Origin of the sequence: Pectobacterium fontis, assembly GCF_000803215.1 — a bacterium.
GTDB classification, from domain to species: Bacteria; Pseudomonadota; Gammaproteobacteria; order Enterobacterales; family Enterobacteriaceae; genus Pectobacterium; species Pectobacterium fontis.
In genome coordinates, this window is record NZ_JSXC01000038.1 from 1 (window position 1) to 25076 (window position 25076).

Here is a 25076-nt window from a genome sequence, read left to right on the forward strand (position 1 = left end):
CTGCTGATTGCCGATGAGCCGACCAATGCGATGGAATCCACCACGCAGGCGCAGATTTTCCGCCTGCTGTCGCGCTTGAACCAAAACAATAACACCACCATTCTGCTCATCAGCCATGACCTGCAAACCATGAGTAAATGGGCTGACCGGATTAACGTGCTCTATTGCGGGCAAACGGTGGAAAGCGCGACCAGTGAAGATTTGATCACCGCGCCGCATCATCCTTATACGCAGGCGCTGATTCGCGCCATGCCCGATTTCGGCCGTTCGCTGCCGCACAAAAGCCGGCTGAACACGCTAACTGGCGCGATTCCCTCACTGGAACACCTGCCCATTGGCTGTCGACTCGGCCCACGCTGCCCTTACTCACAAAAACAGTGCATGCAAACGCCACCGTTGCTTTCGGTTAAGAACCACTTATATGCCTGCCACTTTCCGCTCAACATGGAGGAACCGTGATGGTTGAGATGCTACTTGAAGCCCGCAATCTGACCAAGACGTTCCGCTATCGGACCGGATTATTCCGTCGTCAGCATGTTGAAGCGGTGAAATCTGTCAGCTTTACGCTACGTGAGCGGCAAACGCTCGCCATCATTGGCGAGAATGGTTCGGGGAAATCGACATTGGCCAAAATGCTTTCCGGCATGATTGCGCCGACCTCCGGCGAGCTGGTTATCGACGATCATCCGCTGCATTACGGTGATTACCGTTATCGCAGCCAGCGCATCCGCATGATCTTTCAGGATGCCAGCAATGCGCTCAACCCACGTCAGCGCATTGGGCAACTGCTGGATGTGCCGCTGCGGCTGAATACCGATCTCAGTGCCGAAGCGCGTGAAAGAGCGATTAATCAGGCACTGTATCAGGTCGGGTTACGTCCCGATCACGCCTATTACTATCCGCATGCGCTGGCACCGGGGCAAAAGCAGCGCGTCGGCCTGGCGCGCGCGCTGATCCTGCAACCGAAGGTGATTGTTGCCGATGAAGCGCTGGCGTCACTGGATATGTCTATGCGGTCACAGATTATCAACCTGATGCTGGAATTACAGGAAAAGCACGGTATCTCTTATATTTACGTGACACAGCATCTGGGCATGATGAAACACATCAGCGACCAGATTCTGGTGATGCAGGCTGGCGAAGTGGTAGAACGTGGCAGTACCGCCGATGTATTGGCCGCCCCGCTACATGACCTGACGAAACGTTTGATTGCCAGCCATTTCGGCGAAGCACTCAGCGCCGACGCCTGGCGACGCGACGGCGCACAACGTTAATCTCCGCGCGCGACGACGGTATTCCCTGTGACCACAGGACAGTGGAAACAGGGAGGATACTGCTCGGAGTACCGCTACCGTCCCCAACATGGTAGAATCGCGCGGTTTATTCATCTCGGTCGTCACTTGCCGCGTACCTGTACCGGCACAGAGATGGCGATCGCAGCAACAATGATCACAAGGATTACTGCTATGGGTTTTCTTACCGGTAAGCGCATTCTGGTAACAGGTGTTGCCAGCAACCGTTCTATTGCCTACGGTATTGCACAAGCAATGCAGCGTGAAGGTGCCGAACTGGCCTTCACCTATCAGAACGACAAATTGAAAGCACGCGTTGAAGGCTTTGCCAGCGAACTGGGTTCCAGCATCGTTCTGCCGTGTGATGTCGCTGAAGATGCCAGCATCGAAGCACTGTTTACCGAACTGGCTAACGTATGGCCGACCTTTGATGGCTTCGTGCATTCGATCGCTTACGCGCCGGGCGACCAACTGGACGGTGACTACGTTGATGCCGTTACCCGTGAAGGTTTCAATATCGCTCACGATATCAGCTCTTACAGCTTCGTTGCGATGGCGAAAGCCTGCCGTAAGATGCTGAACCCGAACTCAGCGCTGGTGACACTGTCCTATCTGGGTGCTGAGCGCGCCATCCCGAACTACAACGTAATGGGTCTGGCAAAAGCGTCTCTGGAAGCGAACGTTCGTTACATGGCGAATGCCATGGGTGCTCAGGGCGTGCGTGTGAACGCTATCTCTGCTGGCCCGATTCGTACGCTGGCGGCGTCCGGCATCAAAGACTTCAAGAAAATGCTGTCGCATTGCGAAGCCGTTACGCCAATCCGTCGCGTTGTTACCATTGAAGATGTGGGCAACTCTGCCGCGTTCCTGTGCTCCGATCTGGCTGCCGGTATCTCCGGTGAAGTCCTGCACGTTGACGGCGGCTTCAGCATCGCCGCAATGAACGAACTGGAACTGAAATAAGCTACTGGTTATAAAAAATGCGCGCCTGCAAAGGCGCGCATTTTTATTGGCTAGCGAAAAAGGCGCGTCGCGCCTTTTTGCATTTTAATGTGGGAGAGGCTGTTCAGGATGCAGTCCCAACCATCCAGGAGACGGCTCTCCTTTAACTTCGCCCAGATACAGACCGATCTGCGAGCGGAAACGTTCTACCGCCGCTCTGTCGCTCATGAATTTGTCAAAGGCTGCCGGGCTGGTATTTTTATATTCCCAGATGTGCTTATAGCCTGCGGGCGGTGTCACGTCAGTTCTCACTGACCACATGTACCACACATTTTTCTGGGTTTCTTTATCCAGTAACCAGTTCAGATAGAGCTTTGCCCCTTCTTTGTGCTTAGCGTCTTTAAAGATCGCTGCTCTCTGAGCCCAAGAGACAAACGGGTCATGTTCAGGAAGCACAAACCGTGAGGCTGACTTTTCATCCACGGTCAGCGCGCCGTCCGTTGAAAACGTCGCCGTGGCCTTGCCGCTTTCTACATCATCGGCAGGCGCCTGAGTCCCGCGAACGTACATAGGATCCTGCTCGCTAAACTTCTGAACGTAGCTCCAGCCGTGCTTATCCACGACCTGCTTAAACCAGAAAAGCACCGCATCATCATCATTCGGGTATGTGACAACGATTTTGCCTTTCAGCTCTGGACGCAGATAGTCAGCGGCTTCACGCGGCCAGTCCTTCTGTTGAAGCTGCCGGCTGTTCACCACATTGCTGAAGGCGTCAACAAAGACGCCAGTCCAGGCACCATCACCATCGCGGAATTCAGGCCAGATTTTATCCCAGCCCGCTGGCTTATAGTTCAGCAGTACACCCTCTTTCTTCCAACGAGGAAAATCCTGTAGGGTCTGCAATTGGACAACGTCAGGCACAAGCGATTTGGTCGCTAACTGGTTGTCGATGCGAGCATCGTGAAACTTGCTGTAATCGACGATAACGTTGAGCTTCATACCAGGAAAGCGTTTTTCAAACGCCTGCTTGATGCCATCCTGCTGTCCGGGGGTGTCTCCGCCCGCATAAACAGTAACGACGCCCCCTTCTTTTAGCGCGCTCTGATATATATGTTCCAGTGAACGGTTCTCCTGACTCACGGCAGCCTGAGCCGTTAGGGTGAAAACTCCTGCGGTCAAAAGAACAGCTCCCGAGACAAACGGAGGGAGGGGAGAGAATACCTTCATAATCAACGTTTCCTTTTTTCAGTGAATCAGTCTGAGGCTCATCTCATATATAGCAGGGTTCAGCGCCAATGAATACTGCGCTGTGACAGGATGCGTTTTCGCTTTCAGGATACAGCGCCGCCATTTCGGATAGATGTTCACCCAAACCGGCGTATCATAGACATCTGGAGATTGTCCGGCAAATCGGGCACGTTCGTTTTCTGGGTGTGTAAGCCACGGATAATTTATCTGCACACCAGTCGCGCGATATCTACTTAACCAATGCTCATGTTTGATTTTTGCACACAGAATCAAATAAATGGCTAGTCATTCATGCTGAGTAATCAAATAATCCTTATCCAGCAACTCAAACGTATGATGCCGCTGAGAAGAAAAGATAATCTTTCGGTTTTTCGTCACAAAGATAGCGTCGATATCCGGCTGGTTTCGTAGAAAGTGAATACCCGCGCTGACCCCCATGCCATACAATAATGTGGTGTAAATATCGCCGTCGAGAGAGTCGTTGGAAATAACTGTCACACTGTGTAATTCATTATCCAGCGGATAACCCGTGCGGGGATCGAGAATATGGTGATAGATTTGGTCATCCACGGTAAAAAAACGCTCATAGACGCCGGATGTCACCACGGATTTGTTCTGCACCTTGATAAGACCAAGCAGACTATCGCGATCCGCGAAAGGTTTCTGCAAGCCAATACGCCATAGCCCTTGCTCATCCGTCAGCGCGTTGCCGATAGCCAGCACGTTACCGCCCAAATTGATCAACGCATCCTGAATCGCATGTTGATGCAGGACATCTCTGACGATATCGGCAATGTAACCTTTCGCAATCGCTCCCAGGTCGATCTCCATTCCTGCTCGTTCTAACAGCACCGCGCGATCCTGTTCTCTGAGGATAATGCGTTCGGGATGCGTGAATGCCAGCGCCCGTTGTATCGATGCGCTGTCAGGCACCGTGCTACCGCTAAAACCGATTTTCCAGAGTTTGACAACAGGACCAATCGCCACATTAAAGCCGCTGTTTTCAATCAGACTCACCGCTTTGGCGCGTTTAATCAGTTCAAAGACAACCGGGCTGACCGAAACATACGCTTTACCTGCCGCATGGTTAATGCTCATCACTTCCGACTGTGCCCGATTAACGGTAAGAGCATCCTCAAGCTGTTTGATGCGCAGGAAAACCTGCCTGACGGCGGTTTCATCATGAACAAACAGTTTGAGCTGGATGGGGCTACCCATCAGATTAACGGAATAAACATAAGCGTTATCGACTGACGGCATAAGGCAACTCCCATGAACGAATGGCGACACTGAGAGGAAAGGGGCGGAAAATGGCGAGCGCCCTTTCAGACGCGCGCCAGCAGTACGACGATTTTATTACTAACGCTTATTCCTCTATCAGCATCGGCTGATTTTTAGCGATTTTCGCCGCCGCGTTCGCAAACCTTGGCTTACGCGCCTTCGTTGGAAAAGCGCCAGAATGACGTGGTGCCCGCACATACGCCGCCGCCTGAATCCCTGCCTGAATGCCGAAGATAATAATATCCGCTACCGCGTTACCACCAATGCGGTTCGCTCCGTGGATCCCCCCAACCACTTCCCCTGCCGCATACGCACCGGAAATCGTCTCTTTGTGGCGGTTAAGCACTTCCGCTTTCTCGTTGATAGTAACGCCGCCCATGGTGTGATGCACACCCGGCGCTACCTTAATGGCGTAATAAGGTGCCTGATTCAGCGGATCGCGCATCCCTGTTGTACGGCCAAAGTCCTCGTCGTGCTTCTGAGCAATAAACACGTTGTAGCGTTCGAGCGTGGCGTGCAGCACTGCCTGTGGCATGTCGAGCTTGTCGGCCAGTTCAGCGACGCTCCCTGCGCTGACGGTCAGCCCCTGTGAGACGTACTCTTCGACCGCACGATTGCGGTTTCTTACCTGCTCGTCGAACAGGATGTACGCATAACCTTCCGGTAAATTAACAATGGCTGACGAGACGTTATCGCGTGTTTCCATCTCATTAAAGAAACGTTCCCCGCGCTGCGATACCAGAATGGCTCCACCGCCGCGAATGGATTCGGAGATCAGATAAGAAGTGGTCTGTTCAACCGTCGGATGGGTTTGAATTTCCCCCATATCCACCGTATCCGCGCCAATCTGTTCCAGCAGACGGATCCCCCCCCCCGTCGCCCCTTTATGGTTGGTGGTGACAAAGCCTTTCAGATCGGGACGATATGACTCAACCATCGCCTGATTGGCACTGAAACCGCCCGTGGCAACAATCACCGCTTTTGTCGCAATCAGATTTTCTTCCTGTTCATCGTTGACGATTCGGACAGCGGTAACTTTGCCCTTCTCCTGCACAATTTCCGTTACCGCCGTTTCCAGCAGTACTTCGATATTGTGCTTATTGAGGTTTTTAATCAGCCCGCTGACCAGATAGCCCCCTACCGCCGCACCGCTGGCAGGCCGATGCGTCCTGTCCACGCTCATGCCGCCCGTGGTGGTGATGTCGCTCAGTTCGATGTCGTGCTGCGCCAGCCAGTTGATCGCATCCGACGCGTGCTCGACGAAATATTGCACCAGCGCTGGGTTGTTTATCTGTTTGCCACTTTTCAGTGTTTCTTCATAAAACAGTGTCTGGCTGTCTTCAATCCCTTTATTCTGCTGAAAGACCGTGCCTGCCGCGTTCATGCCGGCAGAAGCCTTGATGGTGTTTCCGCCGATGACCGGCATCTTTTCAATCACGATAACGCGCGCGCCCGCTTCGCTGGCCTGAATCGCCGCCGCCAGCCCCGCGCCGCCGCTGCCAATCACCACCACATCCGCTTCACGGCGTGCATTCGGGTTACCGCCCTCGGCCAGAATCGCGTCTTTGCTCGATTTCACCATTGCTTTGGTGACGGCCTTTTTAATCGCTTCACTCTGTGCCGTTGCGCCCGTTACGGCATCAACGTGTGGACTATTGGTATCCAGAATGCGTTCGCGGATGATGTCAAAACTGATTTTCAGTGAAGCATCCATCTCGCGGTTATCCAACGCGATATCGGCAACCCGATTGTGTTCAAAATGGACGGTAATTTGCAGTTCGCTACCGTCATCCTGAACACGTTCCTGATAAGCGCCGGATTTAAATTTCTTGCTGGTTAAATTCACGTCCCGAATCATGGCTTCAACTAATGAGAAGCGCCACAGCGGTTCAGGAATTATTAATGCTTCACGCTTATCGCTGGCGATATAAAGATCGAGTTTTTCCTGTTCAGCGATGCGATCTGTCCAGTCTGGATAAGCAATACAGGCTCTGCCAACCGCAACGAGGTCATAGCCATTGTCTAACGCGGCTTCTGCATCGGCCTGATTGACAATATCCCCGACGCCAATCACCGGAATCGCGGCTAATGTCGCGGAACGACGGGTAACATATTTTTTGATCAGCGGCGTCGGATCATTTTTTTCCACAATGGATGAACGCAGAATATTTCCCATCGAGAAGTGAACGTAATCCAGCCCGCGTGCCGCTAATTTTTCCAGCAGATAAAGCGAATCATCAAAATGAATACCCGGCTCTTCGATCTCTTCTGGCGAAAAACGATAGCCGATAATGAACGAGGAATCCGCGTATTGATCCGCGACGTCATGGGTAATATCTAACACCGCCAGCGGAAATGCGGCGCGTTTATCACGACTGCCGCCCCATTTGTCTGTACGCTGATTCGAGTGGGGAGAATAGAATTGTTGGATCAGATAGGTGTTCGCACCGTGGATTTCAACCCCATCGAACCCTGCCTGAATAGCGCGCCGGACAGCATCGCCAAATTTTGCGATCATGGCGTCAACCTCGTCCCCCGTCAGTGCTACCGGAACGATCGCGCCTGCGCGCGGTGCGGCAATCGCACTGGGCGCGACCGGTGTGGCACCGCCGATAAAACGCGGTTCAACCATACGGCCGCCGTGATAAATTTGCAGGATTGCCGTCGATCCCTTTTCTTTAATCGCCGTCGCGATTTTAGCCAGTCCGGCGATTTTGTCGTCGTTGTCTATTCCTATCGCACCGGGAAAAGCCAACCCTTTGTCATCAATGAAACAGCATTCCACAATCACAGTGCCGATGCGACCCGCTCTGGCCTGATAATATTCCACCAGCTCTTTAGTCACACTCCCATCGTAAAACCCGCTACAGGTGGTCATGGGTGCCATCAGTACCCGGTTTTTCAGCGTCGCGCCGTTGGGGAGTGTAAAAGCAGCAAATAAATCATGGTGACTATTCTTCATAATGAATACTCCACTTAAAATAAAAATCCTGTTCGAAAAGGCCATGTTTGTTTTTAATCGTCAATTATTCTGGCTGATAATTTGCGAACTTATTACTTACCAAGTATCTATTTTTTTAAATGTTATAAAACGTTTTTTTACTATTTAAACTATTTTTGTTATTCCGCTTTCACTAGGGATATTTGCACAATCCATTTTTATATTTAATATTCCATTTACCTCATTAACATTTATTTATCTTGAAAATAACTAATCAGATATTATTGATATTCTGCATAACAAAAAATGCGCCAGAAAATAAAAACGAGCCAGATTATGACTGCGTTTGCAACCACTGCTGTGCCACATCAAAAAAGTTCTGTGCCAGCGGCGTCGCTTTGCCCACCTGCGCGACAACGACCGCAGCCCGACGACGCATCGGCGGAAATTGCAGCGGCCGTAGCGCTAACGCGGGCGTCATTTGCGGGATGAGGCTACCATGGGGAACAATCGCGCACCCAAGCCCGACATAAACGCTTTGCAGCAGTTGCAGGATGGAAGCACTTTCCACCTTAACCCACGGCGATACACCCATTTCGCGGAAGTGGCTATCCAGATAGCGACGGAAATAACGGCTGGCCTCCGCCAGACAGAGCGGCAGATCGGAAAGAGCCTCGAGATCCAACGGCGTGTCACCCATCAACTGCGGGAAATGTTGTGGATGGAACAGCACATCCACACCCTGCTCCGTTAACGGCGACGCCTGAAAGTGCAACTCCTGTAGCGTCGAAAATTCGAAAAAGCCGATGCCAACATCCACGGAATGCGCATTCAGCGCTTCCAGTAATTGATCCGCACTGAATAGCGAGATCTGAAAATCCAATTGCGGATAAACCTCGTTTATCGCTGCCAGCAGGCTCGACAGCGCGATACTGCTTTGCGGCACCGCGCCAATGCGTAAGACCCCACTCACGCCGCGCTTCAGCGATGCGACTTCCAGCTTTAACCCCTGATACACCGAGACAATTTCCCGCGCCCAGGCCAGCACGCGTTCGCCTTCGGCCGTAAAACCCTCAAAATTGTTACCCCGGTTAATTAACGCCAGATCCAGCTCGCGCTCCAGATTTTTCAACCGCATAGAGAGCGTCGGCTGGCTGACAAAGCTGGCCTCCGCTGCCCGGCCGAAATGACGCTCTTTCTCCAGATTGCAGAGGTATTGCAGTTGCTTAATATCCATCGTCAGACTCTGTAGTGGGTGAGAGTCGAGTATATCATCGATAAATGCCCTCTATCCCACCATAGCCGCATTTGATTAGACGCGATCGCCGACGACACCTACACTTCTCTCAAGAGCAAATATTTAAACTTTTGTTCACATAAAAAAAACAAAACCCTAAATAATTCGAGTTTCAGGACGGCGGCAACGCAGCGAGTCCCCAGGAGCTTACTCAAGTAAGTGACTGGGGTGAGCGAGGCAGCCAACACACCTGCAACTTGAAGTATGACGGGTTTATTCACCTGCGGAACGTCTATGAAATTCAAACCATCCATCAAGCCATACCGCAACGCGGCTGGCGGCTGGGGCTCGTTGGAAGCCACCACGCGTTTTGTTCTCGACAGCAAGCAAGCGCTGAAAAATATCCGAAATTTGTTACGGGTCAATAAATCGAAAGGCTTTGACTGTCCCGGCTGTGCCTGGGGTGATGACAACAGCAGCACGTTCAGCTTCTGTGAAAACGGTGCCAAAGCTGTCAGTTGGGAAGCAACGCGCAAGTCGGTCGATCTGGATTTCTTTGCGGCTCACAGCGTCACGACACTACGTCAGCAAAGCGACTATTTCCTGGAGTATCAGGGACGCTTGACCCATCCGATGCGTTATGACCGCGCCAGCGATCGCTATGTTCCTATCAACTGGGACGCCGCATTTGCACTGATCGCCCACCACATCAATAACATGGATAACCCGAATCAGGCAGAATTGTATACGTCGGGACGCGCCAGCAATGAAGCCTCTTATCTGTATCAACTTTTTGGTCGCATGCTGGGCACCAACAATTTTCCTGACTGCTCGAATATGTGTCATGAAGCCAGTGGAACCGGCCTGAAACAAAGCATCGGCGTCGGCAAAGGCACTATTCGGCTGGATGATTTCGAACACGCCGACGCGATTTTTGTCTTTGGTCAGAACCCCGGCACCAACCATCCGCGGATGCTGCACAGCCTGCGCCATGCTGCCGATCGCGGTGCGCACATCGTTTCATTTAATACGCTACGCGAGCGCGGTCTGGAACGCTTTGCCAATCCGCAGAACCCGCTGGAACTGCTCACACCGCTGTCCGGCACCATCAGCGAAACCTATCTGCAACCCAATCTGGGCGGTGATATGGCCGCTGTGCGTGGCATGGTAAAAGCGCTGTTGCAAACGCATCGCCAGCGTCTGGCTACCGGAGAAGCTGGCTTATTTGATCAGGATTTCTTGTCCACGCATACCCAGCAGGTGGACGACTATCTGGCGGCAGTCGATGCCACAAGTTGGCAAAAAATTGAGCAGCAATCCGGCCTGAGTGAAGCGCAGTTGCGTTACGTCGCCGCCATTTATCAGCAGTCACCGCGAGTGATCTGCACCTGGGCAATGGGGATTACCCAGCACAAGCATTCCGTCGCTACCGTGCGGGAAATCGTGAACCTGCAACTGCTGTTCGGGCAATTAGGGAAGCCGGGAGCTGGGCTGTGTCCGGTACGTGGTCACAGTAATGTGCAAGGTAACCGCACAATGGGTATTGATGAGAAACCGACTGCCGCGTTTCTCGACCGTCTGGCGGCGCATTATGATTTCACACCGCCTTATGCCGCAGGTCACAATACGGTAGAGGCGTTGGAAGCCATGCTGCGTGATGAGATAAAAGTGCTTATCGCGCTGGGTGGTAACCTCGCCGCCGCCGCGCCAGATTCGGCACGCACCGAAGACGCACTCAGCCGTTGCGATTTGACCGTCCACATCAGCACCAAGCTCAACCGTAGCCACCTGATTACCGGCAAGGTCGATGCGCTGATTCTGCCGACGCTTGGCCGCACCGATCTCGATATGCAGGCCAGCGGCGCACAGTTTATTACCGTCGAAGACTCTTTCAGTATGGTGCACGCCTCACAAGGCGTCGGGCAGCCGCTTTCGCCGTTGCAGCGTTCGGAAACCGCGATTGTCGCCGGTATCGCTGATGCGGTTCTCGGCCATGAAAAGCTCAACTGGCTGACGCTGGCGGATGATTATTCACGCATCCGCGATCATATCGCCGCCACCCTTCCCGGCTTCACCGATTTCAACGCCAACTGCGACCTGCCGGGCGGATTCTATCTCGGTAATGCCGCCGCTGAGCTCCGCTTTAACACCCCCAGCGGGAAAGCGCAATTCAGCCATGCCATGCTGCCCGATACGCTATTCCCGCAGTTACAAGGCAGTGATGTACCTTTCACGCTGCAAACGCTGCGTTCACACGATCAGTACAACACCACGATTTATGGCCTGGATGACCGCTATCGCGGCGTTTATGGTCAACGTGAAGTGCTATTCATGAACCCGGATGACATCGCCGCGTTAGGATTGGAAGATGGCGATCGAGTCGATATCGAGACGCTGTGGAACGATGGCATCACTCGCGTCGTCAACGGCTTCAAGCTGGTGAGCTACGCGATCCCACGCGGCAATCTGGCGGCTTATTACCCGGAAACCAACCCGCTGGTGCCGCTATCCAGTTTTGGCGATGAAACACACACGCCGACATCTAAATCCGTGCCGGTTAGCGTTCGCCGCAGTACGCAGGCAGAGCCTTTGCTACGTATCGCCTGACCCTCTATCCATCAGGCAGTAAATCATCATGCAGACGGCCTGCCGTGTGGCGAAATCAACAGCGCCTACGGCAGGTGGCCGACGGAAAAGTCGCATCGGCTTGGCTCGAATTTATTCACGCATCGACAGCCGTTATGTAACCCTGCCATCCCCGATTATTCTTGCCGCCAGCACCCGATTCGAGTAAAACTGTGAACCGCTAATCGAGCCACTCACAACCGTATTTCTGGACGCTATGTTTCAAGATAACCCGCTGCTTGCACAGCTAAAACAGCAACTTCACTCTCAGGCTCCCCGAGTTGAAGGTGTCGTCAAAGGCACCGATAAAGGATTTGGCTTTCTTGAAGCTGACGGACAAAAAAGCTATTTCATTCCCCCGCCACACATGAAGAAAGTGATGCACGGCGACCGGATTACCGCCACCCTGCATACCGAAAAAGATCGGGAGATTGTCGAGCCAGAAACGCTGATCGAACCCTTCCTTACCCGATTTGTGGGTCGTATCCATAAAAAAGACGATCGTCTATCCATTACACCCGATCACCCGCTGCTGAAAGACGTGATTCCCTGCCGCGCCGCGCGCGATGTTACGCATCCTTTTCAGGAGGGCGATTGGGCAGTGGCAGAAATGCGCCGTCACCCGCTGAAGGGCGACCGTGGCTTTCATGCCGAACTGACGCAGTACATCACCACGGGTGACGATCCGTTAGCACCATGGTGGGTGACACTGTCACGTCACAATCTGGAGCGATCGGCCCCGGACGTTGACGCAACCGAACGCCATGACGGCGACCTCGCTCGCGAAGATCTCACCGCGCTGAGCTTTGTCACTATCGACAGTGCCAGCACCGAAGATATGGACGATGCGCTGTACGTGCAGGACAACGGCGATGGTTCATTGCAATTAACCATCGCGATTGCCGATCCAACCGCATATGTGGATGCGGGCAGCGAGCTGGATAATATTGCACGCCAGCGCGCCTTTACCAACTATTTGCCCGGCTTCAATATCCCCATGCTGCCGCGCCCGCTATCGGATGATATCTGTTCCCTGCGCCCGAACGAGCGTCGCCCTGTTCTCGCCTGTCGCGTAACAATTGCTGCCGATGGCGCGTTGGGTGACGACATCCACTTCTTTGCCGCCTGGATCGAATCCAAAGCTAAACTGGCCTATGACAACGTTTCTGACTGGCTGGAAGAACAAGGCGAATGGCAGCCGCAAAACGATGCCATCGCCGAACAAATCCGTTTGCTGCATCGCCTCTGTCTGGCACGCAGCGCATGGCGTACCACCCATGCGCTGGTGTTTAAAGAGCGCCCAGATTATCGTTTCCTCTTGGGTGAAAAAGGCGACGTGCTGGATATCGTGGTTGAACACCGTCGTATTGCCAACCGTATTGTCGAAGAGTCCATGATTGCAGCCAACGTCTGCGCGGCCATGGTACTGCGCGACAAACTGGGCTTCGGTATCTATAACGTGCATAACGGTTTCGACCCCGTATCGATTGATCAGGCGGTTGCCGTGCTGGATACGTACGGTGTTAAAGCCGACGCACAGACGCTGTTGACGCTGGAAGGCTTCTGTACGCTGCGCCGCGAACTGGATGCCCAGCCGACCCAGTTCCTCGATAGCCGTATTCGTCGCTTTCAGTCTTTCGCGGAAGTCAGCACCACGCCTGGGCCGCACTTCGGTCTGGGGCTGGAAACCTATGCCACCTGGACATCCCCAATCCGCAAATACGGCGATATGGTGAACCACCGTTTACTAAAAGCGGTCATCACCGGACAGGCGGCGGAAAAACCACAGGACGACATCACGGTACAACTGGCCGAGCGCCGTCGCCTCAACCGGATGGCTGAGCGTGATGTCGGTGACTGGCTGTATGCACGTTATCTCAGCGATAAAGCGGGAACGGACGTTCGTTTCAACGCGGAAATCATGGATGTTACTCGCGGCGGCCTGCGCGTTCGCCTGCTGGATAACGGTGCCGTGGCATTTATCCCGTCCTCCTTTATCCACGCCGTGCGCGATGAACTGGTGTGCAGCCAGGAAATGGGCACGCTTTCGGTGAAAGGCGACGTCGTTTATCGTCAAGGGGATACGCTGGACGTCGCCATTACGGAAGTCCGTCTGGAAACTCGCAGCATTGTGGCAAAACCAGCCGCATAATATCGTTGTGCCGCCGACTCACCTCGGCGGCAATCTCTCTGTGCGGGCGTTTACAGTGAACTAGCCCGCATGTATTTTCTACCGGATTGGTACGTTAGCCCTTGTTTGGGCTTTAATTTTATTTACATAAATTCACCTTCGCTCACATTTTCTCATCCATTCGCTTCTCTTCGCCAGTAAACCCACTATTGTTAAATTGCATTAACACTCGCGCTACACCCTTTCTGAATAACGAAGGAGCCGTTGTTATGAGTAACGTAAAGAGCATTGTGATCTGGCTGCTGGTCGGTCTGGCGGGCGCCTTTGCGTTCGCCACGCTGGCACTGAGTCGCGGTGAACACGTCAATGCCGTGTGGCTGGTTATCGCCGCGGTATCGTGTTACAGCATCGCCTACCGGTTTTACAGCCTGTTTATCGCCAAAAAGGTGTTTGAGCTAGACGATCGCCGACTGACACCGGCTGAACGTCACAACGACGGCCTGGATTACGTTCCCACCAATAAATGGGTACTGTTCGGTCACCACTTCGCCGCGATTGCCGGAGCCGGGCCACTCGTTGGGCCGATCCTCGCCGCACAGATGGGGTTCCTCCCCGGTACGATCTGGATTCTGGTCGGCGTAATGCTCGCAGGCGCCGTGCAGGATTTTCTGGTGCTGTTTATCTCCACCCGCCGCGATGGTCGTTCTCTGGGGGAAATGGCAAAACAGGAACTCGGGACGTTCGCGGGTATTATCACGATGCTCGGCGCATTAGGCGTAATGATCATCATTCTCTCGGCGCTGGCGCTGGTCGTGGTAAAAGCGCTGGCGGAAAGTCCGTGGGGGTTGTTCACTATCGCGGCCACCATCCCCATCGCACTCTTTATGGGCGTTTACATGCGCTTTTTACGTCCGGGTAAAATCGCTGAGGTGTCTATCATCGGTTTTGTGCTGATGATGCTGGCGATTGTCTACGGCGGTAACATCGCCGCACACCCTTACTGGGGGCCATTCTTCACCTTGAAAGGCACCTCGCTCACCTGGATTCTGGTGATCTACGGCTTCATTGCCTCTGTCCTGCCCGTCTGGCTGCTGCTGGCACCGCGTGATTATCTCTCTACGTTCCTGAAAATCGGGGTCATTATCGGGCTGGCTTTCGGTATCGTGTTCGCCATGCCGGAAATGAAGATGCCCGCCGTTTCTCGTTTTATTGACGGCACTGGCCCGGTTTTCTCCGGCACGCTATTCCCCTTCCTGTTTATTACCATCGCCTGCGGTGCGATTTCCGGTTTCCATGCCTTGGTTTCCAGCGGCACCACGCCGAAACTGGTGGAGCGTGAAAGCCATATCCGCTTTATCGGCTATGGCGCGATGCTGATGGAGTCCTTCGTGGCGATCATGGCGCTGATTTGCGCCTCGGTTATCGAACCAGGTATCTACTTCGCGATGAACTCACCTGCCGCCTTGATCGGCACCACGGTGGAAAGCGCCTCGCAGGCCATCAATAGCTGGGGATTTGTGATTACCCCACAGGAATTGAGCGCAATTGCCAATGACGTGGGTGAAGCCTCGATCCTTTCCCGCGCCGGTGGTGCGCCAACCTTCGCGGTAGGCATGGCGTACATCATCACGGAAATTTTTAACAGCCGGGCGATGATGGCATTCTGGTATCACTTCGCGATTCTGTTTGAAGCATTGTTCATTCTGACCGCCGTGGATGCCGGGACGCGCGCCTGTCGTTTCATGGTGCAGGATCTGGTTGGCATCGCGATTCCCAAATTAGCAAATAGTCACTCCTGGCTGGGGAATCTGGCGGGTACGACCGTTGCCGTTTCCGGTTGGGGATTCTTCGTCTATCAGGGTGTTATCGATCCGCTGGGCGGCATTAATACGCTGTGGCCGCTGTTTGGTATTGGTAACCAGATGCTCGCCTCAATGGCGCTAATTCTCGGCACCGTAGTGCTGTTTAAGATGAAAAAACAGCGCTATGCCTGGGTGACGATCGTCCCTACCGTTTGGCTGTTTATTACGTCGATGACGGCGGGCTGGCAAAAAATCTTCCATGAAAAACCCAGCATCGGTTTTCTGGCTCAGGCGAAACGCTTCGCCACCGGTATTGAACAGAACACGCTGATTGCCCCGGCCAAATCAATTAAAGACATGGAAACCATCGTCTTCAGCAATCAGATTAATGCCGCGCTCTGCGGGTTCTTCATGCTGGTTGCCGTGACGATGCTAGTTTCCGCGTTCTTTGTCATTCGACGTGCGCTGAACAGCAATGTACCAACGGCAAAAGAGACGCCGATTGTGTTGCGGGATGGTGCTCAGCCTTAAACTATTACGACCTCACCTTCAATCCCTCCTTCGCGGAGGGATTTTTTATTGAGGGAACGTTTTGCGGCGCTATATCGCTGAAATGGAAAGAGAAGAGAATCCCGCTACGGCTATTGTCCGTAATATGCGTTCTTACCGTGTTTGCGCAAATAGTGTTTATCCAGCAGTGTCTGCTGCATCTCACCCAACTGAGGCGTGAGCTGACGTGAAAAAATCCCCATATAGGCAAGCTCTTCCAGAACAACGGCGTTGTGCACCGCGTTGTCTGCATCTTTCCCCCACGCAAAGGGGCCGTGCGAGTTGACCAATACGGCGGGGACATCTATCGGAGAAATTCCACGCTGGCGGAAAGTGTCGGCGATCACTTGCCCGGTTTCCCACTCATAGCGTCCGTTGATTTCCTCATCCGTCATCAGGCGCGTGCAGGGAATCGGTCCATAAAAGTAGTCTGCATGTGTTGTTCCCCAAGCGGGAATATCTTTACCCGCCTGCGCCCAGATCGTGGCATGACGCGAATGGGTATGCACAATACCGCCAATGTCGGCAAACGCCAGATAGAGCACACGGTGAGTATCAGTATCTGACGACGGTTTTTTCGTGCCCTCGACCACTTTACCGCTTTCCAGCTCCACGACAACCATATCCTCCAGCGTCATGGCTGAGTATTCCACGCCGGACGGTTTGATCACCAGCAGGCCGCGTTGCCGATCTACCGCGCTGACATTTCCCCAGGTAAACGTCACCAGATTGTGCTGCGGCAAGGCCAGGTTGGCCTCCAACACCTGTTTTTTTAACAGTTCTAACATAATCAGCCTCCCACCTGCACGATAGCACCATTCTCGCGGGCTGACGGGCTGGTCGCTATGGGCTAAATCGCTAAAGACCTAGCGGTGTTCTGCTATGAGAAAAAGAAAGAGACACGCCACAAAATTGTTCAAAAAATAGCCTGTTTTATCAATTATTGCTATCGTTAAAGGTAACGTAGGGTAATTAAGAGTTTTTACCTGTTGCCGTTTTTCCCGATGATTATACTTGCCATCACGCGGTGAAAGGCTCGATTTCTTTATTTAATACCGTATAAAGCGCTTTATTCGATATTTTCCTCACAAGAAACGTGAGACCAAGAGCAGAAAGGGGAAGAAAATGAAATTAACTAAACGTTTTGCGACAGCCGCTCTGGCGATTACGCTTGCTGTTACACTCGCAGGCTGTTCAAACATGTCCAAACGTGACCGTAATACCGCCATTGGTGCGGGTGCGGGTGCGGTAGGTGGCGCAATCTTAACGGATGGCGGAACATTAGGAACGCTGGGCGGTGCAGCTATCGGCGGGCTGATTGGCCGTCAGGTCGACTAACGAATTCATAGGGAGCAGGTTAACGGGAGTTAACCTGCTGCTTTTATTTGTCATATATATTTGTCATACCTCAAGCTGTATGTCGGCGTTAGCCGCCAGCCAGCTTAACCTTCATGCCTTTCGCTTCCAGTAATTGTTTTAACAGATCGCGTTTATCTCCCTGTATCTCGATCACACCGTCTTTCACTGAACCGCCACAGCCGCATTTTTTCTTCAATTCAGCAGCCAGCTTATCCAGCTCGGCATCATCCAGATCGAGGCCGCTAATCAGGCATACGCCCTTCCCTTTGCGCCCACTGGTTTGACGCTGGATGCGCACAATGCCATCCCCTTTTGGCCGCACTGTCTTTTCTTCTTCTGGCTTAATGCGCCCAGTTTCCGTGGAGTAAACCAGTTGACTATTCTCATCACGACGCATGTTCATGATGCCGCACCGTTTAACAATGACGCACGAATATCGCGCAGCGTTTGGGCGGGATCCGCAGATTGAGTGATCGGACGTCCAATCACCATATAGTCGACACCAGCCTGCTGCGCCTGAACTGGCGTCATAATACGGCGCTGATCGCCAACATCACTGCCTGCCGGACGAATTCCCGGTGTGACCAATTTAAATGCCTGACCGCATACCTGCTTCAACCGTTGCGCTTCATGCGCGGAACATACCACGCCATCCAGCCCGCTGTTATGCGTTAGCACGGCCAGTTTTTCTGCCTGCTCTGCCGGGCTGAGCGTAATCCCAAGCCCGCGTAAATCTTCTTCATCCATGCTGGTGAGCACCGTCACAGCAATCAGCAGCGGAGCATTGCTACCAAACGGCATTAGCGCTTCTTTCGCCGCCGTCATCATACGCGAACCACCGCTGGCGTGGACATTAACCATCCACACGCCAAGATCGGCTGCTGCCGCAACGGCATGAGCGACGGTATTCGGAATATCGTGGAATTTTAGATCGAGAAAGACCTCAAAACCGCGCTGCTGTAACGTCTGTACGAACTGGGGGCCGAATAAGGTAAACATCTCTTTACCTACTTTCAAACGGCAATCCTGCGGATCGATACGGTCAACAAATGACAGTGCCGCATCTTGGCTGGCATAGTCCAACGCGACCACAATCGGGGATGATACCGTTTGATTCTTTTCCTGTAGATTCTCGTTTTTCATTCGTCACCCAGTCTATTGCGAAGCCAAAATTCCCGCCGCATTCTACATGCCCCGTCAGTGAAATCCCAGCCACCTGAAAAGCAATGGCGTTAAAGAAGCCTGCTGAAACGGAAATTAGCCTACAACTATAAGTATGTTGTAACTAAATTGCGTTAACAACCATTCATTCGATATCATAAGACGTTATTGCCCATCTAATCCACGGATTGGCTTGACGCTGGCCCAGGTACGACAGGAAGGGCATTGCCAATAGAGCGATTGCGAAGTAAAGCCGCACTTGCGGCAGCTATAGCGCGGCTTGGTGCGGATCTGCTCACCCACCATGTCACGTAATCCCTGAAGATTTTCTTTTGTTCGCCCGTCTTCCGCTTCATGCAGGTGAAAATCCATCAAGCGATGGAATACACGCATCGTGGGGTGACGCTGAAGCTGACGATTAATATAAGCCTGCGCAACCTCGGCCCCCTCCTCTCTTTCCAAGATATCAGCCAGCATGAGTTCAGCCGTCGCGCCGGTATTTTCTTCTACGCAACGTTTGAGGAACTGCGCCCAATCCAGGGGCTTATCTAAATACTGATAGCACTCTTGCAACATCGGCAGTGTTTCACTGACCAGTTCTTTATCCTGATCGAGAACCTGTCGCAACGCCTCCACAGCGCGTGAATAATCCTGCTGTGCCATGTAAATGCGCCCCATCATGATAGATGCACGAGCACACTGTTTGTCTGCCGTCGCCCCTTTCTTCAGGAGCGTCAACGCTTTATCCAGATCGTCGCTGCCCATCGCCAGCAGCGCCAGTTCACAGTAAAAATGGGCAATATCAACACGGAGCTGATCTTTTCCCATCTTGACCAGTTTTTCAGCAACATCAATCGCCGTCTGCCAGTCGCTAGTCGCCTGATAGATCTGTAATAGCTGCTGTAAGGCACTGCGGCGAAAGTCTTCTTCATCCACTAACTGGTTGAAACTTTCTTCCGCGCGGTCATACAACCCGGCGGCCATGTAATCACGCCCCAATTGTTGCACCGCCAGCAGACGTTGTTCGAACGTTAGCGATGCACTTTCAGTCAGCGCATGATGAATACGAATCGCCCGGTCAACTTCGCCACGCGAGCGAAACAGGTTACCGAGTGTGAGGTGGGCTTCAAAGGTATTACTGTCATCCTTGAGCATATCAAGGAACAGCTCCACTGCCTTGTCCTGCTGGTTAGACAACAGAAAGTTAACGCCAGTCACATACTCACGGGACAGGCGGTTGGATTCCTGCTCTTTGTCCTGCTGCACACCTCTGCGACCCATGTACCAGCCGTACGCGGCGGCCACGGGCAGCAACAGAAACAGCAGTTCTAGCATAGAGAGAATTCCTTAGTGGGTGACCGTCTGCGCAGGCGTCACATTCTCCTCGGCGGAGGGAGAAAGCTGTTGTTCCAGACGCTTGATTTTACGTTGTGCACGGCCAAGCGCAATGCGCTGACGCAGATAAAACAGGCCACAAATCACCCAGCCAAGCGCAAAACCCAAGGCAAACAGCATGGCAAGCAGTGTGGAGATACGGTAATCCCCCTGCGCCAACAGGTAGTTAAATGTCACAACCTGATCGTTTTGCGCTCCCAGGGTGACAGAAATGATGAATATCGCGAGCACGAGTAAAAAAATCAGAAAATATTTCACATTTTTCTTCCTGTGATATCCATTAACCGGATGAATTATGCCAAATTTTGGCGATAAACCCTATTAAATTACCATGTCTGGCACGGACAGGGAAATCCAGAAGTGCCCCGCTGTCGTCTGCGCCTGTTATATATTAACCTAAGGACATCAACACGGGGCTGAACAAGATAGTTTCTTCGCTCGACGGCTATTCAGGTGCGTTTTATAGAAGATAACTCATGATAAAGGCGCTACGAGGATTTATTCTCAGCAGCATCTTCTTCCGCCTGTTCTTGAACTTCCTCATGCTGGAGCGAAAGGGGGCCACACCAGCGTTGTGCCAACCCACTGGCTACCACCACCAATAGCCAGCTAATTAGCGTCGCCACCACCAGATCTTGCGGCCAATGCATACCAAGTACCAGACGACTCCCCATGACACCGCTAGCCCAAAGCATCAGGATCACCACCGTTTTATAGTGGCGACGCGCCCACAGCAGCCCGACAGCCAGCAGTGCCCAGGTCGCGGCAAACATGGTGTGCCCAGAGGGAAAAGCAAAACCGGTCTCAAACTGCCAGTGGCTACGCAACCACTGTGGGATCTGCGTTTGATCCTGCAATTGCGTTTTTACCAGTTCCGATCGCTCCTTGCGCGGCAGCGAGTAAAAATAGCGCTCGTCCACCTGATGATTTTTCTCCAGCCAGACGACATAGGGCCTTGATTCCTGAGCCCACTCTTTAATCGTCGATTTGATGCCCTGCCCAATCAGCACCGTAATCACCATAATCACCAACAGACCGAGCGCAGGTTTCAGACGAAAACGTAAGCACCAAAGAAACCAGAGGCTTAGAACGATGCTGGTCAGAATACCCCATGGCGATGTGACTGTTTCCGTGATCCAAAAGAGTACCCGTAGCCAAAGCCCTCCATACTCCGGTTGCCACTGCCAACCGCTCATCCAGATAATCATTGGCATAACCAATAATAGCGCAGCACCAATGGTGGTTCGTCTGGCAATTTCGTACATGATTTCTTCCTATAATTCAGTATGATGCTTTGCAATAATGCTTTTCTGATTCTATCAGAAAATCCGACATGAACTGTCAGTATGGCGTAAAATAGCGCTCAGTTCTGTCAACGAACCGATAACTCCACTTCATGCAGGCCGCGTTGTTATTCAATTTTTATGACGTCCTTAAACAGGCTTTTTTGCTGGTCAAGCGTGATAGGCAGCAGTAGGATTCGCCTCAGCATTTTTTTATTTTTGAATACCGCTTTTTTGGGAGAAAAATATGCAGCTAAAACGGGTGGCGGAAGCCAAATTACCCACTCCGTGGGGCGATTTTCTAATGGTGGGTTTTGAAGAGATGGCCACGGGCCACGATCACCTTGCACTGGTCTATGGTGATATTTCCGGTTCAGTTCCCGTACTTGCCCGTGTGCATTCCGAGTGCCTGACAGGGGATGCTTTATTCAGCCTGCGCTGTGACTGTGGTTTCCAGCTTGAGGCGGCATTAGGCCACATTGCCGAAGAAGGTCGCGGTGTGCTGCTATACCATCGTCAGGAAGGTCGTAATATCGGGTTGCTCAATAAAATCCGCGCCTATGCATTGCAGGATTTGGGCGCCGATACGGTGGAGGCGAATCATCAACTTGGGTTCGCCGCCGACGAGCGCGATTTCACGCTGTGTGCTGACATGTTCAAGCTGCTGGGTGTTGATGAAGTGCGTTTGCTGACCAATAACCCGCAGAAAGTGAAAATACTCAATGAAGCAGGCATCAATATCGTCGAGCGTGTGCCATTGATTGTCGGGCGTAACCCAAAGAATGAGAACTATCTGGCAACCAAGGCTGCCAAAATGGGACACATGTTGGATATAAAATAACGATCCCACGTCGTGTCAGGATCGTGTCTGCCAGTAACCTTAACAGCCGGTTTTTACCGGCTGTTGTATTTAGATTAGTGCTTGAGAATATACATATCTTGCGTGTAATAATCGCCGCGAAAGTTCGGCGAAAAACCACCGATGTATGTTTTTACCATCTGTGGCTGAGAATAATGATAGATCGGTAGTAGAGGCATCTGCTGATCCAAAATCACCATTGCCTGTTGATAAATCTTTTGCCTTTCCTCTCTGCTGTTTACCGCTAATGCTTTCTGCAACAGAGCATCATATTCTGGGCTAGTGAATTTGGAATTGTTGTTGCTGTTGCCCGATTGCAGAATCTCCAGGAAAGTACTTGGCTCATTGTAGTCACCAATCCAGGAATATCGAACCACTTCATAGTTACCAGAGCGGATCGTATCCAGCATCGTTTTCCATTCTTGATTCTGTAAAGTTGCTTCCACACCAAGATTCTTCTTCCACATCGAGTTGGCAGCAATCGCGACACGCAGATGAGACTCTGACGTATTATAAAGCAGGTTAAACCGCAGCGGGTTTTTCTCATTAAAGCCAGCATCCGCCAGCAGCTTCTTTGCTTCGGCGTTGCGCTGTTCCTGCGTCCAGCCGGCCCATTCTGGATTTTGCAGAATATAGCCTCCAGCATGTTGCGGAACCAGACTGTACGCAGGCTGCTGCCCCATTCCCATGACTTTTTCTGCAATCACCGTTTTATCCAGACTAAGATCTAATGCACGGCGTACCCGGGCATCATTAAATGGTGGTTTCTGGGTATTAAACTGGTAGAAGTAAGTTCCCTGAAGTGGCGATACTTTCACTTCCTGCGGGTATTCTTTTTTCAATGATGCAAACTGAATCGGTGATAACAGTCCTGTGACATCAATCTCACCGGATTTATAACGGTTTAACTCCGCCGCCTGCGAACTAATCGGCAGATACGTCACTTTGTTAATCACGGTATGCGCGTTATCCCAATATTGGTTATTGCGCTTGCCGACGATACGTTCGTTAACGACCCACTCGCTCAACGTGTAGGGACCGCTGCTGACAAAATTTCCGACCTGCGTCCAGTTATCTGGATGCTTTTCAAGCACCGCTTTCGGTAATGGCACCAGAACGTGGTAAGCCGACATTTCCAAGAAATAAGAAAGCGGATGCTCCAGTGTCACTTCAACGGTATGACTATCCAGCGCCTTGATACCCAAGGTATCTGGCGCTTTCTTGCCCGCCATAATATCCGCCGCATTCTTCACATACATACTGGCGATATAGCTACCGTAAGGCGACAGCGTTTTCGGATCGCCAAGGCGTCGCCAACTGAACACCACATCATCCGCAGTAATCGGTGAACCATCGGACCATTTGGCATCAGGCCGCAGGTGGAACGTCCACACGGTGTTATCTTTATTATCCCAGCGCTCAGCCAGTCGCGGCTGAATAGTGCCGTCATCACTGACACGCACCAGATTATCGAAAAAGTCATTGATAATGTGGCCTTCAACATCGCTTTCCACCTTATGCGGATCTAACGATGCTGGCTCAGAACCATTACCTCGAACCAACTCTTGTTTATCCGCCAGCACCGCGCCGGCAGGAACCTGAGCCGCAAAAACTGATGTCATCGCCCCCGCTGTACACAGCGTGAGCAGCAGCAGCGAGTGTTTGAAACGCGTTTTGATTACTTCATTCATATAACCCCCCTGTGATATCCCCGTCCTTCTTCAAGCAGCATTTGTGTTGTATCCGGGGCGTGTTCAGGTAATAAATTTTACTTATTACCCATGTAGTTAGCGTCACTACAACATAACCATAATTCGCCTGAGGATACGAGATTTTAATGTGGGAAAACGTGCGCTGGTGCATCAGAGCTAATATATCTTTCTTAACCGCTTGGAATGAACGTTACACTGCTGGGATTAACGCTTCATTTTTAACCGTCAATGGTCCAAGCTATAAGCCTACGTAGCGATAACAAATGGAGATTGTTATGGACAATCAAAAAGAAGGGAGCTTGCGGTTGCTTACGTCTGGTGAAATCAGGCTAGCTAAATCTATTTTTGGTGATTCAATCCACTACCACAAAGTTTGGATTCATCACGGCAGTTACCTTCCATTCGGCCTTCAAGATAAAAACACAGCCATGAGTCCAAATGGAGAACTGTACTTTCGGGCATGGTATAGCAACGATTTTTCCCTCACGAATATGTCCAACCAACACCTCTTTATTCATGAAATGAGCCACGTCTGGCAGCGTGAGCGAGGTATGAATGTCATATTTAGAGGTTTGGTCAGTTGGGCTGTCAGTTATCGCTACCAACTTGGTAACCGCACATTAAGATGCTACCCAATGGAACAGCAGGCACAAATAATCGCTGATTATTTCGTTTTAAAAACATACGGCTATCAAGTGTGGAAAATGTTGAGAGCACGGGGAGATGTCACCCTTGATGGCGATACTTCTGAGGCTGCCATACGGCAACAATATCAAAAAACCATGCAATTCTTTCCCTGGAATTAATGATGACATTTACTGCAAAATTGTCTGCGTTTCTGCTTATAGTGCCGAGTTTTCTTCTTGTCGGTTGCCCCGGTTCGGGCGATCGCCTGAAGCCAGACGAATTGACATCAGTCAGACAAGTGGGAAGCGATCTCTGCTTTTTAGTTAGCGATGCTCGGGATTACCAACCCACTCTTATTGCGATTAGCACAAGAGCCGCTCAGCCACTGGAATGGACGCTGTATGAAAATCCCAGCGTAGCCGTTACACGGGGCGAACTGTGCATTCCCCCTTCTTTTTACCGCTTTTTAGACGACAGGACATACATCGTCAGGTATATCCTGCAATCGAAAAAATACGGTGATTCACGAAGAAGTGTCGTGTCTGCGATAGCGTTTACCACCGACAGTGTCCGAAGCGTACCGCTTAGAAAGGATGAAGCCGCTTATTACTGATGTACCCGTTATATTTCGA

Annotated in this window: 21 protein-coding genes; 10 read left to right on the top strand and 11 right to left on the bottom strand. The window is 51.9% G+C overall.

Annotation, left to right across the window (positions count from 1 at the left end; genetic code table 11):
• The 3 genes from OI69_RS13970 to fabI form a co-directional block, all read left to right on the top strand.
• A partial coding sequence (locus OI69_RS13970; protein ID WP_039351632.1) for an oligopeptide/dipeptide ABC transporter ATP-binding protein occupies nucleotides 1-459 on the top strand: 459 nt, incomplete at its 5' end.
• Nucleotides 459-1274, top strand: a complete 816-nt coding sequence (gene sapF / locus OI69_RS13975; protein ID WP_039351634.1) for a putrescine export ABC transporter ATP-binding protein SapF — start codon at nucleotides 459-461, stop codon at nucleotides 1272-1274. The genes OI69_RS13970 and sapF, both read left to right, overlap by 1 nt.
• A gap of 192 nt (nucleotides 1275-1466) precedes the next feature.
• A complete protein-coding gene (fabI, locus tag OI69_RS13980) occupies nucleotides 1467-2255 on the top strand; it encodes an enoyl-ACP reductase FabI (protein WP_039351636.1) in 789 nt (262 codons plus the stop codon).
• A gap of 84 nt (nucleotides 2256-2339) precedes the next feature.
• Here fabI and OI69_RS13985 read toward each other — a convergent pair whose 3' ends face one another.
• From OI69_RS13985 to OI69_RS14000, 4 genes are all read right to left on the bottom strand, one after another.
• Nucleotides 2340-3461: an ABC transporter substrate-binding protein gene (locus OI69_RS13985; RefSeq protein WP_052198383.1), complete on the bottom strand. Its 1122-nt coding sequence runs from the start codon at nucleotides 3459-3461 to the stop codon at nucleotides 2340-2342.
• A gap of 306 nt (nucleotides 3462-3767) precedes the next feature.
• Entirely contained in the window at nucleotides 3768-4742 is a 975-nt protein-coding gene (locus tag OI69_RS13990; RefSeq protein WP_039351638.1) for an FAD:protein FMN transferase, read from the bottom strand.
• Nucleotides 4743-4848: 106 nt separating this feature from the next.
• On the bottom strand, nucleotides 4849-7725 hold the full coding sequence (locus tag OI69_RS13995) for a flavocytochrome c (RefSeq protein WP_039351641.1): 2877 nt from the start codon (nucleotides 7723-7725) through the stop codon (nucleotides 4849-4851).
• Between the two features lie 313 nt (nucleotides 7726-8038).
• A complete protein-coding gene (locus OI69_RS14000; protein WP_039351643.1) occupies nucleotides 8039-8941 on the bottom strand; it encodes a LysR family transcriptional regulator in 903 nt (300 codons plus the stop codon).
• Nucleotides 8942-9235: 294 nt separating this feature from the next.
• On the opposite strand from OI69_RS14000, the gene OI69_RS14005 reads away from it, so the two are divergent.
• From OI69_RS14005 to OI69_RS14015, 3 genes are all read left to right on the top strand, one after another.
• A complete protein-coding gene (locus tag OI69_RS14005) occupies nucleotides 9236-11548 on the top strand; it encodes an FdhF/YdeP family oxidoreductase (RefSeq protein ID WP_039351645.1) in 2313 nt (770 codons plus the stop codon).
• Nucleotides 11549-11783: 235 nt separating this feature from the next.
• Complete coding sequence (locus tag OI69_RS14010; protein WP_039351647.1) at nucleotides 11784-13718, top strand: exoribonuclease II; 1935 nt, start codon at nucleotides 11784-11786, stop codon at nucleotides 13716-13718.
• A gap of 248 nt (nucleotides 13719-13966) precedes the next feature.
• Entirely contained in the window at nucleotides 13967-16030 is a 2064-nt protein-coding gene (locus tag OI69_RS14015) for a carbon starvation CstA family protein (RefSeq protein ID WP_039351649.1), read from the top strand.
• A 110-nt stretch (nucleotides 16031-16140) separates the two neighbouring features.
• Here the strand turns inward: OI69_RS14015 and araD are convergent, their stop codons facing one another.
• Nucleotides 16141-16836: an L-ribulose-5-phosphate 4-epimerase gene (gene araD / locus OI69_RS14020; protein ID WP_039351651.1), complete on the bottom strand. Its 696-nt coding sequence runs from the start codon at nucleotides 16834-16836 to the stop codon at nucleotides 16141-16143.
• Between the two features lie 337 nt (nucleotides 16837-17173).
• Between araD and osmB the strand changes: the two genes are divergently transcribed.
• Nucleotides 17174-17386, top strand: a complete 213-nt coding sequence (gene osmB, locus OI69_RS14025; protein ID WP_039351653.1) for an osmotically-inducible lipoprotein OsmB — start codon at nucleotides 17174-17176, stop codon at nucleotides 17384-17386.
• A gap of 88 nt (nucleotides 17387-17474) precedes the next feature.
• Here osmB and yciH read toward each other — a convergent pair whose 3' ends face one another.
• The 5 genes from yciH to pgpB all read right to left on the bottom strand — a co-directional run bounded on the left by yciH (nucleotide 17475) and on the right by pgpB (nucleotide 21228).
• The gene (gene yciH / locus OI69_RS14030) at nucleotides 17475-17810 is read right to left on the bottom strand and encodes a stress response translation initiation inhibitor YciH (RefSeq protein WP_039351655.1); all 336 of its coding nucleotides are present in this window, start codon (nucleotides 17808-17810) and stop codon (nucleotides 17475-17477) included.
• The gene (gene pyrF / locus OI69_RS14035; RefSeq protein WP_039351657.1) at nucleotides 17807-18550 is read right to left on the bottom strand and encodes an orotidine-5'-phosphate decarboxylase; all 744 of its coding nucleotides are present in this window, start codon (nucleotides 18548-18550) and stop codon (nucleotides 17807-17809) included. The genes yciH and pyrF overlap by 4 nt, the downstream gene beginning before the upstream one ends.
• Nucleotides 18551-18733: 183 nt before the next feature.
• Nucleotides 18734-19903 carry a lipopolysaccharide assembly protein LapB gene (gene lapB / locus OI69_RS14040; protein WP_039351659.1) on the bottom strand — a complete coding sequence of 390 codons (1170 nt, stop codon included), beginning with the start codon at nucleotides 19901-19903 and terminating at the stop codon, nucleotides 18734-18736.
• A 12-nt stretch (nucleotides 19904-19915) separates the two neighbouring features.
• Entirely contained in the window at nucleotides 19916-20221 is a 306-nt protein-coding gene (locus OI69_RS14045; RefSeq protein ID WP_039351661.1) for a LapA family protein, read from the bottom strand.
• A 230-nt stretch (nucleotides 20222-20451) separates the two neighbouring features.
• Nucleotides 20452-21228, bottom strand: a complete 777-nt coding sequence (gene pgpB / locus OI69_RS14050; protein ID WP_039351662.1) for a phosphatidylglycerophosphatase B — start codon at nucleotides 21226-21228, stop codon at nucleotides 20452-20454.
• Nucleotides 21229-21493: 265 nt separating this feature from the next.
• On the opposite strand from pgpB, the gene ribA reads away from it, so the two are divergent.
• A complete protein-coding gene (gene ribA, locus OI69_RS14055; protein WP_039351664.1) occupies nucleotides 21494-22087 on the top strand; it encodes a GTP cyclohydrolase II in 594 nt (197 codons plus the stop codon).
• 74 nt (nucleotides 22088-22161) lie between these two features.
• On the opposite strand, the gene OI69_RS14060 is transcribed toward ribA, so the two are convergent.
• Complete coding sequence (locus OI69_RS14060; RefSeq protein WP_039351666.1) at nucleotides 22162-23796, bottom strand: ABC transporter substrate-binding protein; 1635 nt, start codon at nucleotides 23794-23796, stop codon at nucleotides 22162-22164.
• Nucleotides 23797-24092: 296 nt separating this feature from the next.
• Here OI69_RS14060 and OI69_RS14065 point away from each other — a divergent pair, with 296 nt between their 5' ends.
• Together OI69_RS14065 and OI69_RS14070 are read left to right on the top strand one after the other, a co-directional pair.
• The gene (locus OI69_RS14065; RefSeq protein WP_052198384.1) at nucleotides 24093-24623 is read left to right on the top strand and encodes a hypothetical protein; all 531 of its coding nucleotides are present in this window, start codon (nucleotides 24093-24095) and stop codon (nucleotides 24621-24623) included.
• Nucleotides 24623-25057, top strand: a complete 435-nt coding sequence (locus OI69_RS14070) for a putative T6SS immunity periplasmic lipoprotein (RefSeq protein ID WP_235319695.1) — start codon at nucleotides 24623-24625, stop codon at nucleotides 25055-25057. The genes OI69_RS14065 and OI69_RS14070 overlap by 1 nt, the downstream gene beginning before the upstream one ends.
• Nucleotides 25058-25076: the final 19 nt, after the last annotated feature.

Excerpts from the sequence above, each read along its gene's own strand:
- sapF (WP_039351634.1), top strand. The coding sequence starts at position 459 with ATGGTTGAGATGCTACTTGAAGCCCGCAATCTGACCAAGACGTTCCGC.
- fabI (WP_039351636.1), top strand. The coding sequence starts at position 1,467 with ATGGGTTTTCTTACCGGTAAGCGCATTCTGGTAACAGGTGTTGCCAGC.
- OI69_RS13985 (WP_052198383.1), bottom strand. The coding sequence starts at position 3,461 with ATGAAGGTATTCTCTCCCCTCCCTCCGTTTGTCTCGGGAGCTGTTCTT.
- OI69_RS13990 (WP_039351638.1), bottom strand. The coding sequence starts at position 4,742 with ATGCCGTCAGTCGATAACGCTTATGTTTATTCCGTTAATCTGATGGGT.
- OI69_RS13995 (WP_039351641.1), bottom strand. The coding sequence starts at position 7,725 with ATGAAGAATAGTCACCATGATTTATTTGCTGCTTTTACACTCCCCAAC.
- OI69_RS14000 (WP_039351643.1), bottom strand. The coding sequence starts at position 8,941 with ATGGATATTAAGCAACTGCAATACCTCTGCAATCTGGAGAAAGAGCGT.
- OI69_RS14005 (WP_039351645.1), top strand. The coding sequence starts at position 9,236 with ATGAAATTCAAACCATCCATCAAGCCATACCGCAACGCGGCTGGCGGC.
- OI69_RS14010 (WP_039351647.1), top strand. The coding sequence starts at position 11,784 with ATGTTTCAAGATAACCCGCTGCTTGCACAGCTAAAACAGCAACTTCAC.
- OI69_RS14015 (WP_039351649.1), top strand. The coding sequence starts at position 13,967 with ATGAGTAACGTAAAGAGCATTGTGATCTGGCTGCTGGTCGGTCTGGCG.
- araD (WP_039351651.1), bottom strand. The coding sequence starts at position 16,836 with ATGTTAGAACTGTTAAAAAAACAGGTGTTGGAGGCCAACCTGGCCTTG.
- osmB (WP_039351653.1), top strand. The coding sequence starts at position 17,174 with ATGAAATTAACTAAACGTTTTGCGACAGCCGCTCTGGCGATTACGCTT.
- yciH (WP_039351655.1), bottom strand. The coding sequence starts at position 17,810 with ATGAACATGCGTCGTGATGAGAATAGTCAACTGGTTTACTCCACGGAA.
- pyrF (WP_039351657.1), bottom strand. The coding sequence starts at position 18,550 with ATGAAAAACGAGAATCTACAGGAAAAGAATCAAACGGTATCATCCCCG.
- lapB (WP_039351659.1), bottom strand. The coding sequence starts at position 19,903 with ATGCTAGAACTGCTGTTTCTGTTGCTGCCCGTGGCCGCCGCGTACGGC.
- pgpB (WP_039351662.1), bottom strand. The coding sequence starts at position 21,228 with ATGTACGAAATTGCCAGACGAACCACCATTGGTGCTGCGCTATTATTG.
- ribA (WP_039351664.1), top strand. The coding sequence starts at position 21,494 with ATGCAGCTAAAACGGGTGGCGGAAGCCAAATTACCCACTCCGTGGGGC.
- OI69_RS14060 (WP_039351666.1), bottom strand. The coding sequence starts at position 23,796 with ATGAATGAAGTAATCAAAACGCGTTTCAAACACTCGCTGCTGCTGCTC.
- OI69_RS14065 (WP_052198384.1), top strand. The coding sequence starts at position 24,093 with ATGGACAATCAAAAAGAAGGGAGCTTGCGGTTGCTTACGTCTGGTGAA.
- OI69_RS14070 (WP_235319695.1), top strand. The coding sequence starts at position 24,623 with ATGATGACATTTACTGCAAAATTGTCTGCGTTTCTGCTTATAGTGCCG.